The sequence below is a fragment of the Streptomyces sp. NPDC094147 genome (genome assembly GCF_044764265.1).
Classification (GTDB): Bacteria; Actinomycetota; Actinomycetes; order Streptomycetales; family Streptomycetaceae; genus Streptomyces.
Genome location: NZ_JBIWHT010000002.1, coordinates 276,248 through 290,402 on the forward strand (window position 1 = coordinate 276,248; position 14,155 = coordinate 290,402).

At 70.3% G+C, this 14,155-nt stretch carries 13 protein-coding genes and 1 tRNA gene; 6 read left to right on the forward strand and 8 right to left on the reverse strand.

Annotated elements, in window-relative coordinates; genetic code table 11:
* The first annotated feature begins 70 nt into the window (after positions 1–70).
* Positions 71–144: transfer RNA gene (locus ACIQ8J_RS06665), tRNA-Met, on the forward strand.
* A gap of 141 nt (positions 145–285) precedes the next feature.
* Here the strand turns inward: ACIQ8J_RS06665 and ACIQ8J_RS06670 are convergent.
* Positions 286–702, reverse strand: a complete 417-nt coding sequence (locus ACIQ8J_RS06670) for a Fur family transcriptional regulator (RefSeq protein ID WP_403266972.1) — start codon at positions 700–702, stop codon at positions 286–288.
* Positions 703–829: 127 nt separating this feature from the next.
* On the opposite strand from ACIQ8J_RS06670, the gene ACIQ8J_RS06675 reads away from it, so the two are divergent.
* Positions 830–2,299: a catalase gene (locus ACIQ8J_RS06675; RefSeq protein ID WP_403266969.1), complete on the forward strand. Its 1,470-nt coding sequence runs from the start codon at positions 830–832 to the stop codon at positions 2,297–2,299.
* Positions 2,300–2,365: 66 nt separating this feature from the next.
* Here the strand turns inward: ACIQ8J_RS06675 and ACIQ8J_RS06680 are convergent, their stop codons facing one another.
* Both ACIQ8J_RS06680 and hisN read right to left on the reverse strand, forming a co-directional pair.
* Entirely contained in the window at positions 2,366–2,764 is a 399-nt protein-coding gene (locus ACIQ8J_RS06680) for a cyclic nucleotide-binding/CBS domain-containing protein (RefSeq protein ID WP_403266966.1), read from the reverse strand.
* Positions 2,765–2,986: 222 nt separating this feature from the next.
* Positions 2,987–3,790 (reverse strand): histidinol-phosphatase, encoded by an 804-nt coding sequence (gene hisN, locus ACIQ8J_RS06685; protein ID WP_403266964.1) that lies wholly within the window; start codon positions 3,788–3,790, stop codon positions 2,987–2,989.
* Between the two features lie 148 nt (positions 3,791–3,938).
* Here hisN and ACIQ8J_RS06690 point away from each other — a divergent pair, with 148 nt between their 5' ends.
* Entirely contained in the window at positions 3,939–4,556 is a 618-nt protein-coding gene (locus ACIQ8J_RS06690) for a TetR/AcrR family transcriptional regulator (protein ID WP_403266961.1), read from the forward strand.
* A gap of 9 nt (positions 4,557–4,565) precedes the next feature.
* Here the strand turns inward: ACIQ8J_RS06690 and ACIQ8J_RS06695 are convergent, their stop codons facing one another.
* Positions 4,566–6,254 (reverse strand): ABC transporter family substrate-binding protein, encoded by a 1,689-nt coding sequence (locus ACIQ8J_RS06695; protein ID WP_403266959.1) that lies wholly within the window; start codon positions 6,252–6,254, stop codon positions 4,566–4,568.
* A gap of 224 nt (positions 6,255–6,478) precedes the next feature.
* On the opposite strand from ACIQ8J_RS06695, the gene ACIQ8J_RS06700 reads away from it, so the two are divergent.
* Genes ACIQ8J_RS06700 through ACIQ8J_RS06710 form a run of 3 tightly spaced genes read left to right on the forward strand, consistent with a single transcriptional unit; the run spans position 6,479 to position 10,594 of the window.
* Positions 6,479–7,462: an ABC transporter permease gene (locus ACIQ8J_RS06700; protein ID WP_403266957.1), complete on the forward strand. Its 984-nt coding sequence runs from the start codon at positions 6,479–6,481 to the stop codon at positions 7,460–7,462.
* Between the two features lie 13 nt (positions 7,463–7,475).
* Positions 7,476–8,390, forward strand: coding sequence for an ABC transporter permease (locus tag ACIQ8J_RS06705; protein ID WP_403266954.1), 915 nt, complete (start codon positions 7,476–7,478; stop codon positions 8,388–8,390).
* Positions 8,387–10,594, forward strand: coding sequence for a dipeptide ABC transporter ATP-binding protein (locus ACIQ8J_RS06710; RefSeq protein WP_403266951.1), 2,208 nt, complete (start codon positions 8,387–8,389; stop codon positions 10,592–10,594). Before ACIQ8J_RS06705 ends, ACIQ8J_RS06710 begins: the two co-directional genes overlap by 4 nt.
* Before the next feature lie 13 nt (positions 10,595–10,607).
* On the opposite strand, the gene ACIQ8J_RS06715 is transcribed toward ACIQ8J_RS06710, so the two are convergent.
* The 4 genes from ACIQ8J_RS06715 to ACIQ8J_RS06730 all read right to left on the reverse strand — a co-directional run bounded on the left by ACIQ8J_RS06715 (position 10,608) and on the right by ACIQ8J_RS06730 (position 14,113).
* Positions 10,608–10,931, reverse strand: coding sequence for a multidrug efflux SMR transporter (locus ACIQ8J_RS06715; protein ID WP_114038981.1), 324 nt, complete (start codon positions 10,929–10,931; stop codon positions 10,608–10,610).
* A gap of 98 nt (positions 10,932–11,029) precedes the next feature.
* Positions 11,030–12,043, reverse strand: coding sequence for a ribosome small subunit-dependent GTPase A (gene rsgA, locus ACIQ8J_RS06720; protein WP_403266948.1), 1,014 nt, complete (start codon positions 12,041–12,043; stop codon positions 11,030–11,032).
* Positions 12,044–12,059: 16 nt separating this feature from the next.
* Positions 12,060–13,385, reverse strand: coding sequence for a 3-phosphoshikimate 1-carboxyvinyltransferase (gene aroA, locus ACIQ8J_RS06725; RefSeq protein ID WP_403266945.1), 1,326 nt, complete (start codon positions 13,383–13,385; stop codon positions 12,060–12,062).
* A 26-nt stretch (positions 13,386–13,411) separates the two neighbouring features.
* Positions 13,412–14,113 (reverse strand): M50 family metallopeptidase, encoded by a 702-nt coding sequence (locus tag ACIQ8J_RS06730; protein ID WP_403266943.1) that lies wholly within the window; start codon positions 14,111–14,113, stop codon positions 13,412–13,414.
* Positions 14,114–14,155 lie beyond the last annotated feature (42 nt).

Here is a 14,155-nt window from a genome sequence, read left to right on the forward strand (position 1 = left end):
GCCCCGGTCGGGCCCGGCCGGGAACAGATTTGCGCTGGTCCACACCGTCCCGTAAGGTTGGGTTCACCGACGCGGGGTGGAGCAGCTCGGTAGCTCGCTGGGCTCATAACCCAGAGGTCGCAGGTTCAAATCCTGTCCCCGCTACTTGCAGGCCGAGGCCCGGATCCTTTGGGGGATCCGGGCCTCGGTCGTTTTCCGGATGCGGTCACATCGGACACGGGCGCATCATGCGCATATGGAGAAGCCCCCGGCAGGAGCCGGGGGCTTCTCCATATGCGTTCGTGCTCAGGCCGCCGCGCAATTCGGGCACGTTCCCCGGTAGGTGACCTCGACGGCCGAGATCGTGAAGCCGAAGCGCTCGGTGTCGGGGAGGTCGGCCAGCGGGTTGCCCTGGGGGTGGACGTCGCGGATCGCGCCGCACTGGGCGCACACCAGGTGCTGGTGGGGGCGGTGCGCGTTCGGGTCGTAGCGCTTGGCGCGGCGGTCCGTGGAGACCTCCAGGATCTCGCCCAGCGTCACCAGCTCACCCAGGGTGTTGTACACCGTCGCCCGGGAGATCTCGGGCAGTCGCTCCACCGCGCGCGCGTGCACCTCGTCCGCGGTCAGGTGCACATGGTCGCCGTCGAGGACCTCGGCCACGACTCGCCGCTGCGAGGTCATGCGCCAGCCGCGTCCGCGCAGTCGCTCCAACAGGTCACTCATGAACACCAGCCTAACAGGAGGAGGGGCCCAGTCCCGAACAGGTGTGGGTTTGGATGCTTACTTGACTTAGACAATGTCCATTGTAGGATCGGGATCGGCAAACGCCAAGGGACAGGACTCGCAGGAAATGACGCAGGAGGCGCACGTGACGCAGGGACCGCTCACCACGGAGGCCGGCGCGCCGGTGGCCGACAACCAGAACAGCGAGACCGCGGGCGTCGGCGGTCCGGTTCTGATCCAGGACCAGTCGCTGCTCGAAAAGCTCGCCCACTTCAACCGCGAGCGCATCCCGGAGCGCATCGTCCACGCGCGCGGTGCGGGCGCGTACGGCACGTTCACCCTCACCCGTGACGTCTCGCAGTGGACGCGCGCCAAGTTCCTCTCCGAGGTCGGCAAGCAGACCGAGACGTTCCTGCGCTTCTCCACCGTGGCGGGCAACCTCGGCTCCGCCGACGCCGTGCGCGACCCCCGCGGCTTCGCGCTGAAGTTCTACACGGAGGAGGGGAACTACGACCTGGTCGGGAACAACACGCCCGTCTTCTTCATCAAGGACGCGATCAAGTTCCCCGACTTCATCCACACCCAGAAGCGCGACCCGTACACGGGCAGCCAGGAGGCTGACAACGTATGGGACTTCTGGGGGCTGAGCCCCGAGTCGACGCACCAGGTGACCTGGCTGTTCGGTGACCGCGGCATCCCGGCGACGCTGCGCCACATGAACGGGTACGGCTCGCACACCTACCAGTGGAACAACGAGGCCGGCGAGGTCTTCTGGGTCAAGTACCACTTCAAGACCGACCAGGGCATCAAGAACCTCACCCAGGACGAGGCCAACAAGCTCGCCGGCGAGGACCCCGACAGTCACCAGCGCGACCTGCGCGAGGCCATCGAGCGCGGTGACTTCCCGTCCTGGACCGTGCAGGTGCAGATCATGCCGGCGGCCGACGCGGCGGCCTACCGCTTCAACCCGTTCGACCTCACCAAGGTGTGGCCGCACGCGGACTACCCGCCGATCGAGATCGGCAGGCTGGAGCTCAACCGCAACCCGGAGAACATCTTCGCCGAGGTCGAGCAGTCCATCTTCAGCCCGGCGCACTTCGTGCCCGGCATCGGTCCCTCCCCGGACAAGATGCTCCAGGGCCGTCTCTTCGCGTACGGCGACGCGCACCGCTACCGCGTCGGCATCAACGCCGACCACCTGCCGGTGAACCGCCCGCACGCCACCGAGGCGCGCACCAACTCCCGTGACGGCTACCTGTACGACGGCCGCCACAAGGGCGCGAAGAACTACGAGCCGAACAGCTTCGGCGGCCCCGCCCAGACGGACCGGCCGCTGTGGCAGTCGTCCTCCGTCACGGGTGGCACCGGCAACCACGAGGCCCCCGGTCATGCCGAGGACAATGACTTCGTGCAGGCCGGAAACCTCTACCGGCTGTACTCGGAGGACGAGAAGACCCGTCTGATCGACAACCTGGCGGGCTTCATCGCCAAGGTTTCGCGCGACGACATCGCAGAGCGTGCGATCAACAACTTCCGTCAGGCGGACGGTGACTTCGGCAAGCGGCTCGAAGCCGCGGTCCAGGCCCTTCGCGGCTGATCCACGGATCGCTTGCCGAGGATGGACAGGAGGCCGGCTCCCTTACGGGGGCCGGCCTACTGGTGTTCAGTTGGCCATGGCGCTCTCGCGCCGGGCCGGAGCCCAGCAGCGGATGATGTCCCGCACCGAGACGACGCCGACCGGGCCGTCGCCGTCCAGCACGATCAGATGCCGGAAACCGCCGTGCGTCATCGCCTCGGCGGCCTCCTGGAGGGTCCAGGACGGCGCCGCGAAGACGACGTCGGTGGTGGTGTGCTTGCTCGCCGTCTCAAGGTCGGGGTTCTGGCCCAGGCCCACGGAGTTGAGGATGTCGCGCTCGGTGAGGATGCCGAGGCCGCTGGTGTCGGGGTCGAGGACGATGGCCGAGCCGACCCGGCGCGCGGCCATCAGGCGGGCCGCCTGGCGGAGGGTGTGCGCGGGTCCGATGGTGAGGACCATCGTGCTCATGGCGTCACGGACGAGCATGGATGGAGCCACCTCCTTGGTGAATCCCGGTCCCGGAGCGGGCCGCCGCGGTCCGCTCAGGAATGAATTCACAAGTTCACAAGTGTGGGGACTCCTAGAGTCGCATCCAGACCGGCCGTCAACAAGGGGGTCGTAGAGGTCAGCCGTGGGGCGCGTAAAAGTACGACTCACGCCCCTCGTGAACCCCAGCCCCGCCGCGCGCCCCGGCGAAGCCCGCCGTGGCTACGCGCCGCCGTCCCCGAGGTAGCCGAGCAGCTCTTCGTGAAGCAGGCCGTTGGAGGCCGCCGCGTTGCCGCTGTGCGGGCCCGGCCGGCCGTCGAGACCGGTGAACGTGCCGCCGGCCTCCTGCACCACGATCACGTTCGCCGCCATGTCCCACATGGAGAGCTCCGGCTCCGCGCAGAAGTCCACCGAGCCCTCGGCGACCATCATGTACGGCCAGAAGTCGCCGTACGCCCGGGTGCGCCAGCACTCGCGGGTCAGGTCCAGGAAGTCGTCCAGCTTGCCCCGCTCCTCCCAGCCGCTCAGCGAGGAGTACGAGAACGACGCGTCGGCCAGCTTCGACACGCTGGACACCCTCAGCCGGGTCGCCGAGGTCAGGCTGCGGCCGGTGAACGCGCCGTGGCCCTTCGCCGCCCACCAGCGCCGGTTCAGCGCGGGCGCCGAGACCACTCCGACCACCGGCTGGAAGCCGCCCTCGCCCGCCTCCATCAGGGAGATCAGGGTCGCCCACACCGGCACGCCCCGGACGTAGTTCTTGGTGCCGTCGATCGGGTCGACCACCCAGCGGCGCGGACCCGTGCCCTCCAGGCCGAACTCCTCGCCGAGGATCGCGTCCCGCGGCCGGGCCCGCTGCAGATGACCCCGGATGAGCTCCTCGGCCGCCTTGTCGGCCTCGCTCACCGGCGTCATGTCCGGCTTGGTCTCGACCTTCAGGTCGAGGGCCTTGAACCGGTCCATGGTGGCCGCGTCGGCGGCGTCCGCGAGGACGTGGGCGAGACGCAGATCATCGTGATAGTCGGGCATGGCCCCACCGTAGCGATCGTCCGCGGTACGGACCACAGCGCCCGCCCCGCGGAACCGTCCGGGTGACCGCCCGCAGCGGCTCTTGACAGTGCCCCGGAGCGAGTCAACTCTGATGTCGGACCCACCGGACGCCCCCAGGGAGGCGACCATGCCCACAGCGCGGGAATCCTTGCTGGACGCCGCTCTCTCGGCGCTCGCGGGACTGCCGTGGTCGGGGGTGCGCATGGTGGACGTGGCGTCCGCCGCCGGGGTCTCGCGGCAGACGCTCTACAACGAGTTCGGCAGCAAGGAAGGTCTGGCCCGCGCGCTCGTGCGCCGGGAGGCCGATGTTTATCTGCGGGGCGTCGACAGAGTGCTCGCCGAGCACGCCGACCCCACCGACCGCCTGGTCCGCGTCGCCGAGTGGACGGTCGGCTCGGCCCGCTCCAGCGCTCTCGTACGGGCCCTGCTCACGGGCTGCTGGAGCGAACGGCTCCCGGCGCCCTCCCGCCGCACCACCGCCGCCGTGTCCGCGGTGCCCGCCCAGCGCCGCGCCGACGCCGGGGTGCCGGGCCCCGCCGAGCTGCTGGCCGCGGTACGGGACCGGGCGTGCGCGGCGCTGGAGAAGGAGGCGCCGGGCGCGGACCCGGTGGAGCTGTGGCGGTTCTGCGAGACGGCGGTGCGGCTCGGGCTCTCCTACGTCGTGGCCCGTGCCACGACGGGCGAGGGGCCCGCGGCTCACATCCGCGCGGTCCTCGCCGTCGTGCCCGTACGGCCAACGGGCTGAAGCGGAGCGCTACTTGACCCAGCCGACCTTGGCGTAGTCGGTGGCGGCGAGGCCGAACGCCCCGTAGTTCGCGAGCCCCTTGCGGACCGCGTCGATCTCCGGGCGCTGGTAGAGCTCGATGGAGTGGCCGAGCTTCCAGATCTCCTGGTCGGCCTCGTTGTAGAGCTTGATCGACTCGGCCTTGTCGGTGGTCTGGCCGGCCTTGGTCAGCAGCGCGTCGATCTCCGGCGAGCCGACCGAGCCGAAGTTCTGGAAGAGGTTCTTGCCCTCAGGCTGACGGAACACCGGCGTGAGCAACGTCTGGTAGACCGCGTCGGTGTTGCGGAAGCTGACGAGGTCGAAGTTGCCGGTGTTGACGAACTTGTTGAAGTAGTCGTTGGCCGGGACCTTCTTGATATTGACCTTCACGCCGACCGCGCCCAGCTGCTGCTGGACCAGCTGGGCCTGGTCGTCCTGGGCCGAGGTCCCGCCGGCGCTCAGCGTGTAGTCGAGGCTGAGCTCCTTGCCGTCCTTGGTGCGCGTCTTGCCGTCACCCGGGCTCTTCCAGCCCGCCTCGTCCAGCAGCTTGCCGGCCTTGGCGGGGTCGTACTTGTCGAACTCGCTGGAGTTGTCCTGGTACCCCTCCTGGTTCGGCATGAAGAAGTGGTTGTTCAGCGGCGCCAGTTGGAAGGAGAGGTCCTTGGCGAAGCTGGCGTTGATGCCCTTGCGGTCGACGGCCGCCTGCACGGCGTTGCGCACCTTGACGTCCTGGAGTGGGCCGTGGCCGGCGTTGAGGGTGATGTGCACCTCGTCCCAGCGGGCGCCGCGCCGGATCTCCGTGGTCGGGTCCTTCACCAGGCGCTTGTAGTCCTCGGGCAGCAGCGCGGGGGCCTCGTCGATCTCGTTGTTGAGGTACGCCTCGGTCTTGGCGGCGCTGTCGAGCACCCGGTAGACGATCGTGTCCAGCTTCGGCCGCTCGCCCCACCAGGCCGGGTCCGGCACCAGCGTGACGGTCTGCGCGGTCTTGTCGTACGCACCGACCTTGAAGGCGCCGGAGGTGACCACCGCCTTCTGCGACCAGCCCTTGTTGAACTTCTCCGGGGTGTCGATGTACGCGGCCGGGTACAGCGGGCCGAAGAGGCGCTGCCAGTCGGCGTACGGCCTGGTGAAGGTGACCTTCACGGTGTGCTCGTCGGCGCCCTGCTCGACCTTGGACACCTGGTCGTAGCCGGAGGTGTCGGCGGCCTCGTACGCCGGGTTCGAGCCGTTCAGCGCCTTCCACTGCGCCTCGAAGTCCTTCCAGCCCAGCGGTGTTCCGTCCGACCACTTGGCCTTCGGATTGAGCTGGTACTCGACCACCTGCGGGCTGGTGGAGACGACCTTCGCCGAGACGAGGAAGTTCGGGTCGAGGTGCTGGACGCCCTTGGCGTCGGGGTCGAACAGGTCCGGCATCACGGCCTTGATCAGGTCCTGCGCGTCGCCCTGCTGGCCGTCCACCTGGTTGATGTTGTACTGCGTGATCCACTGGTCGATGCCGAACCGCAGCGACCCGCCCTGCTTGAGCTCGCCCGCCGGGCGGACGTTGATGCTCTGCCCGTCGGCCTGCGGCGCCGCCTGCTTCTTCGCGGGCTTGTCGTCCTTGCCGGAGGAGCCGCAGCCGGACACCACCAAGGTGGCCGACAGGGCCGCGGCGATGGCGATGACGGTGGATCTGCGCATCGGGATACTTCCTCCGGATCGGGGCGGCCTGATCGAGGCCACAGCTTGCGCCGACGGTAGGGCGATCACACAGGTTGCGGCGAGGGGTGCCGGAACGCCGCCATACTTTCTTAGCATGTCCGCAACAAACAAGGGCCAAGCTGGATCAACAAGCCGACGCACAGCACCGATTGAGCCTGCCGCGGCCGTGATCCCCTGACGATCCCCTGCGGAGGCCAACACCCGTGGCTGCCTTCCTGGCGAAGCGACTCGGCTACTACGCCGCGCTGTTGCTCGCCGCCGTCTGCCTGTCCTATCTGCTCGCCTCGTACGCCCTCGACCCGCGCGCGTACTACGAGGGGCGCCAACCCCCCTTGTCCGCGGCCTCCGTCGACCACCACCTCACGGCCCTCGGCGTCAACGACCACACCCCGCTGCTCTCCCGCTTCACCACCTGGGCCGGGCACGCGCTCCGCGGCGACCTCGGGCAGACCATCGACGGGACCTCGGTGGGCGCCGAGTTCGGTCGGCGGATCGGGGTGAGCCTCAGGCTGCTGCTGCTCGGCACGATCGCCGGAACCGCGATCGGAGTGCTCGCGGGGGCCTGGACGGCGGTGCGCCAGTACCGGCTCTCCGACCGGGCCGTGACCCTGGCGTCGTTCGCGCTGCTCTCGACTCCCGTGTTCCTGCTGGCCGTTCTGCTCAAGATCGGCGCCATCTGGTTCAACCAGCAGACCGGCACCGAGGCCATCCAGTTCACCGGCGAGAGCACCCCGGGGGTGAACTCGGGATTCTGGACGGTGCTCAAGGACCGGGGCGTCCACCTCCTCCTGCCGACCGTCTCCATCGGGCTCGGCACCATCGCGAGCTACAGCCGCTACCAGCGCTCCACCATGCTCGACGTGCTCGGCTCCGACTACCTGCGCACGGCCGCCGCCAAGGGTCTCGGCCGGCGGACCGTCCTGCTCAAGCACGGCCTGCGCACCGCGCTCATCCCCATGTCGACGTACTTCAGCTACGGATTCCTCGCCCTGTTCACCGGCGCCACCTTCACCGAGACGATCTTCGGCTGGCACGGGATGGGCGAGTGGTTCATCTCCTCCATCGGCAAGAACGACGTCAACTCGGTCGTCGCCGTCAACGTGTTCGCCGCTGTGACGGTGCTCCTGTCCGGCTTCCTCGCGGACGTGCTGCACGCCGCGCTCGATCCGCGTATCCGCAACGCCTAGGAGTGCGTCGACCATGACCGCCGTCATCGAGAGCGCCCTCGGCGTCGAGCCCGCCCCCCGACCGGCCGGGCGGGCCACCGTCGTCCTGCGCCGCTTCGTACGCAACCGCGGCGCCCTGACCGGCGCGGTGCTGCTGCTCCTGCTCTTCCTGCTGGCCTTCGGCGGGCCGCTGATCAGCCCCTGGGACTACACCCACATCGACTACACCGCGCTGCGCGAGGCGCCGGGCGCCGACCACTGGTGGGGCACCAACCGCATCGGCCAGGACGTCTTCGCGCAGACCGTGCGCGGTCTCCAGAAGTCCCTGCTCATCGGCCTGCTCGTGGCCCTGTTCTCGACGGTGCTCGCCTCCCTGGTGGGCGCCTGCGCCGGGTACTTCGGGGGGTGGCCGGACCGGATCCTGATGTTCCTGGTCGACCTCCTCCTCGTCTTCCCGTCCTTCCTGATCATCGCGATCGTCTCGCCGCGGCTGCGCGGCGGCGGCTGGTTCGCCTTCGTCGGGCTGCTCGCCGTGTTCGGCTGGATGATCACGGCGCGGGTGGTGCGCTCGATGACGCTCTCCCTCAAGGAGCGCGAATTCGTCAGGGCCGCCGTCTACATGGGGGTCGGCCCCTTCCGGATCATCTGGCGGCACATCATCCCCAACCTCGCCTCGTTCCTCATCATCGACGCGACGATCGCGGTCGGCGGGGCCGTGATGAGCGAGACCGCGCTGTCCTACTTCGGGTTCGGCGTGCAGTCGCCGGACGTCTCGCTCGGCACGCTGATCGCGAGCAGCACGGGGGCGGCCGTCACATACCCCTGGATGTTCTTCTTCGCGGCCGGGCTGCTGATCGTGTTCGTACTGGCGGTGAACCTGGTGGGGGACGGGCTGCGGGACGCACTCGACCCGACAAGTCGCCGCAAGAACAAGGGAGTTGAGCGATGAGCGCCGATGTCCTCACGGTGCGGGACCTGGAGGTCGACTTCGACGGGGCGCCGGCCGTGCGCGGGGTCAGCTTCTCGCTGGCACGCGGCGAAGTCCTGGGCCTGGTGGGCGAGTCGGGGTCGGGGAAGTCCGCGACGGCCCTCGCGATGGTGGGGCTGCTTCCGTCGAACGCGACGGTACGGGGCTCGGTGCGGCTGGGCCCGGCCGAGCTGGTCGGTGCCTCGGACCGGGAGCTCTCGGCGGTGCGCGGCCGCCGGATCGGCATGGTGTTCCAGGACCCGCTCTCCGCGTTCACCCCCGTGTACCGGATCGGGGACCAGATCGCGGAGGCGGTCCGCGCGCACCAGGACGTGTCCAGGGAGCGGGCGCGGGCACGGGCCGTGGAACTGCTCGACCTGGTCGGTATACCCGAACCGGACGTACGGGCTGCGGCGTTCCCGCACGAGTTCTCCGGCGGGATGCGGCAGCGGGCCATGATCGCGATGGCGATGGCCAACGACCCCGATGTGCTGCTCGCGGACGAGCCGACGACGGCACTGGACGTGACCATCCAGGCCCAGATCCTCGACGTGCTGCGCACGGCCCAGCGGGAGACCGGGGCGGCGATGGTCCTGGTCAGCCACGACCTCGGGGTGATCGCGGGGGTGGCCGACCGGGTGGCGGTGATGTACGCGGGGCGGATGGTGGAGACGGGCCCGGTGGACGCGCTGTTCCCGGGGCCCGCGATGCCGTACACGATGGGGTTGATCGGGGCGGTGCCGCGCCTTGACCGGGCCGGGTCCGCCCTCGTGCCCATCCCGGGCTCGCCCCCCGGGGCGGGGGCCATGCTGGAAGGCTGCGCCTTCGCGCCTCGTTGCCCGCTGGCGGAGGACCGCTGCACGGAGGCGGTACCGCAGCTGCGGACCGTGGGCGCACCGGACCGAGATCAAGCCCGTCATGGGGGTCCCTCCCTGGCCCTCAAGGCCTTGGGGGAGATTGAGGACGCAGGGTGGGGGCGCACATCCAGCGCCGGTTCGGCAAAGAACCAGCCCCTCCGGCGATTGAGGAGCGGGGGTCCGGGGGCGGAGCCCCCGGGTGGGCTGGAGCACCTTGCGGCGTGCGTGAGGGCAGGGGAGATCGCGGAACAGGGGCTGGGCGTGCTCGATGTGTACCCCGTACCGCAGATACCCGAATCAGCCCAACGCGCCGCAGGCGAACCCGTGTTGAAGGTCGAGCGCCTCGTCAAGACCTTCCCCGTACTGAAGGGCGGCGCCTTCAAGCGGCGGGTCGGCACCGTGCACGCCGTCGACGGCGTGGACCTCGCCATCCGCGCCGGGGAGACGCTCGCGCTCGTCGGGGAGTCGGGATCCGGCAAGTCCACCACGCTGTTCGAGCTGCTCAGCCTCGAACGGCCCGAGGGTGGCGCGATCGAGCTGTTCGGGAAGGCGCCCGCGGGGCTGGGCAAGGCCGAGCGGCGGGCGCTGCGCGGGCAGGTGCAGATCGTGTTCCAGGACCCGATGGCCAGCCTCGACCCCCGGATGCCGGTCGGCGACATCATCGCCGAGCCGCTGCGCGCGCAGGGGGCCGACCGGGCGAGTGCCGCGCGGCGGATTCCGGAGCTGCTCGAACAGGTCGGACTCGACCCGGCCGCAGCCGAGCGCTTCCCGCACGAGTTCTCCGGCGGGCAGCGCCAGCGCATCGGCATCGCCCGCGCGCTGTCGGTCGAGCCGAAGCTCCTCGTACTGGACGAACCCGTATCGGCGCTGGACGTCTCCGTGCAGGCCGGAGTGCTCAACCTGCTGCGCCGCCTCAAGTCCGAACTGGGCCTCGCCTACCTCTTCGTGTCGCACGACCTGTCCGTCGTACGGCACATCGCGGACCGGGTGAGCGTCGTCTACCTGGGCCGGACCGTCGAGGCCGGCACCGTCGAGGACGTCTTCGAACGCCCCCGGCACCCCTACACCCAGGCCCTGCTCTCCGCCGTACCCGTGCCGGACCCGGAACGTGAGCGCGAGCGCCGGCGCGGCCGGATCCTGCTCGCCGGCGATCCGCCGAGCCCCACCCGCCGCTACGAGGGCTGCCGCTTCCGGGGCCGCTGTCCGGTGTACGTAACCCTGGAACCGGAGCAGCAGAAGCGCTGCGCGACGGAGGATCCGCGGCCGACGGCGCACGCCGCCGACCATGTGGCGGCCTGCCACTTCCCGCGCGTACGGGAGGTCGTGTAAGGGGTGGGCGGGATCAGTGCGCCGAGCCGGAGATCTGCAGGCCGATCACGCCCACGATCACCAGGGAGATCGACACCAGCTTGAGGGTCGAGACCACATCGCCCAGGAAGACCATGCCGTAGATCGCCGTCCCGGCGGCCCCGATGCCCGTCCACACCGCGTACGCCGGGCCCACGTCCAGCTTCTTCAGGGAGAGGGTCAGCAGTCCGAACGAACCGAGCGCGAACGCGGCGAAGGCGATGGTCGGCCACAGCCGGGTGAAACCGTGTGACAGCTTCAGACAGACGGCGAAGCCCGTTTCGAGGATTCCCGCCACCACGACCAGCAGCCACGCCATGTCCAGGGCCTCCCACAACGCATCGTCGTCGCTGACTGCATGGTCAACACTTGGTGCGATTATGCAACGGAGGGCATGGACACGCCCGTGGAACCAGGTCAGTCGCCCTCGCGCCGCTCGCGCGTCGCGAGCAGCCGGCGCAGCGAGTACAGCCGCGCGGGATCGGCGTGGCCGTCCGCCACCCACTGGTCGAGCGCGCACTCCGCCTCGTCGTGGCTGCAGGCGCGCGGACAGTTCTCGGTGCCCGGTACGAGGTCGGGGAAGGCCAGGATCACGCGGGACGGGTCGACGTGGTGCAGCCCGAAGGACCGTACGCCCGGAGTGTCGATGACCCAGCCGCCGTCCTGGCTGTCCAGGGGCAGCGCGAGCGCGGAGGTGGTGGTGTGGCGGCCGCGTCCGGTCACCGCGTTGACATGCCCGGTGATACGCCGCTGCGCCTCCGGGACGAGCGCGTTGACCAGCGTCGTCTTGCCGACGCCCGAGTGGCCGACGAACGCGGTGACCCGGCCGTGCAGTTGCTCGCGCACCCGGTCCGCCGCGTCGCCCTCGTACAGCTCCTCGCGCGAGGTGACGACGTATGGAACGCCCAACGCGCCGTACATCTCCAGGAGTTGGTCCGCCGGGGCGAGGTCGGACTTCGTCAGGACCAGCAGCGGCTCCAGGCCGCCGTCGTACGCCGCCACCAGACAGCGGTCGATGAGGCGGGGGCGCGGCTCGGGGTCGGCGAGGGCGGTGACGATGGCGAGCTGGTCGGCGTTGGCGACGACCACGCGCTCGTACGGATCGTCGTCGTCGGCCGTGCGCCGCAGGACCGAGACGCGCTTGCCGATCCGCACGATCCGCGCGAGCGTGTCCTTCTTGCCGGAGAGATCGCCGACGATGTCGACCCGGTCGCCCACCACCGCGGCCTTGCGGCCCAGTTCGCGGGCCTTCATGGCGTGGATGGTGCGGTCCCCGACCAGACAGGTCAGCCGGCCCCGGTCGACGGTGAGGACCATGCCCTCGGCGGCGTCCTCGTGCTTGGGGCGGATGCTGGTGCGGGGGCGGTTGCCCTTGGGGTTGGGGCGGACGCGGATGTCGTCCTCGTCCGGGTTCTTGCCGTAGCGGCGCATGATCCTCAGGCCCCGCTCAGCTTCCGGACCCTGCCAGCATCGAACTCCACATGTCCGGGAAGTCGGGCAGCGTCTTGGCGGTCGTCGCCACGTTCTCGATCTGTACGCCCTCGACGGCGAGGCCGATGATCGCGCCGGCGGTGGCCATCCGGTGGTCGTCGTAGGTGTGGAAGACGCCGCCGTGCAGCGGGCGCGGCTTGATGTGCAGACCGTCCTCGGTCTCCGTCACATCGCCGCCGAGCTCGTTGATCTCCTTGGTGAGCGCGGCCAGGCGGTCCGTCTCGTGCAGCCGCAGGTGCGCGACGCCGCGCAGCCTGGACGGGGAGTCGGCGAGGGCCGCGACGGCCGCGATGCCGGGGGTCAGCTCGCCGACCTCGCTCAGGTCCACGTCGATGCCGTGGATCTTGCCGGAGCCGGTGAACACCAGCCCGCGGTCGGTCAGTTGGCAGCTGCCGCCCATTTCCGTGAAGATCTCGCGCAGTTGGTCGCCGGGCTGGGTGGTGCGGATCGGCCAGTCGGGGACGACCACGGTGCCGCCCGTGACGAGGGCGGCGGCGAGGAACGGCTGGGCGTTGGAGAGGTCCGGCTCGACGGTGAGGTCGCGGCCGAGCAGCGCGGAGGGGGAGACCCGCCACATGTTCGGCTCGCCGCCGGTCTCCGGCTCGTCCACCTGGGCGCCCACGCAGCGCAGCATGTCGACCGTCATCCGGATGTGCGGCATCGAGGGGAGGGTGGCCCCGATGTGGCGCACCTCCACGCCCTGGTTGAAGCGCGGCGCCGAGAGCAGCAGCGCGGAGACGAACTGGGAAGAGGACGAGGCGTCGATCTCGACCCGGCCGCCTTCGAGGGCGCCCGCGCCGTGCACGGTCATCGGGAGCGCGCCGCGGTTGTCGTCGTCGATGCGGGCACCCAGCGCGCGCAGGCCGTTGATCACGCCGCCGAGCGGGCGCTCGTAGGAACGCGGGTCGCCGTCGAAGCGGATCGGGCCGTCGGCGAGGGCCGCGACCGGGGGCAGGAAGCGCATGACCGTACCGGCGTTGCCGACGTCGACCGTGGCCGGGCCGTGCAGACCGGCCGGGATCACCCGCCAGGCCTCGCCTGAGCCGTCCGGACCCACGCCCTCCTCGATGCCGACGCCCAGGGTGCGCAGGGCCTCCGCCATGAGAAGGGTGTCGCGGGAGCGCAGCGGGCGGCGCAGCCAGCCGGGCTCGGCGGCGAGCGCGGCCAGCACGAGCCCGCGGTTGGTGACCGATTTCGATCCGGGCACGGAGACCGTCGCGTCGACGGTTCCGCTCGCGAGAGGGGCGGGCCAGAGGGCGGGGTGCACGGGCGTTTCGGTCATGGTCCTCACTTTAGTGGGGCCGTGGACTAGAGACCGAGCAGCCAGCGGCCACCGCCGATCAGCGAACAGACAGAAACAGCGTGGAAAAGGAAGAGCCAGAGCGCCGGTGGTACGTGGGTGAGCCGGGCGAGCTGGTCGGCGTCCGAGTCGCCGTCATTGTGCCGGCGGCGCTTGCGCTGGAGCTCGAAGGCCGGGCGTACGCCGCCGAGCAGCAGGAACCACACGGCCGTGTACGCGAACACCGACTGGACGTCGGGGCCGGTCAGCCAGGAGATGAGCAGGAAGGCGGCGCCCGTCAGCACGACGGTGAGCACCCCGTACGCGTTGCGGATCATCACCAGCATGGCCAGGAGCAGCGCGGTCGCCAGCCACAGGAGGAGGGTGACGTGGTGGGCGGCGAGCAGCGCGGCCCCGCCGAGGCCCAGCAGCGGGGGCGCGGTGTAGCCGGCGGCGGCCGTGAGGATCATCCCCGGACCGTGCGGCTTGCCCCGGCTCACGGTGAGGCCGCTGGTGTCGGAGTGCAGCTGGATGCCGTCGAGGCGGCGGCCGGTGAGCAGTGCCACCAGACCGTGGCCGCCCTCGTGGGCGATGGTGATGGCGTTGCGGGAGACCCGCCACAGGCTGTGCGGGACGACGGCGGCGAGCGCGGCTATGCCGGTGGCGGCGACCAGCCACTGGGCCGGCGCGCTCTGGGTGCCGAAGAGCTGGAAGTCTTGCAGCGCGGACATTTCTGGGACGGCTCCTCATGGGGTATCGGCGCCGTGGCAGTG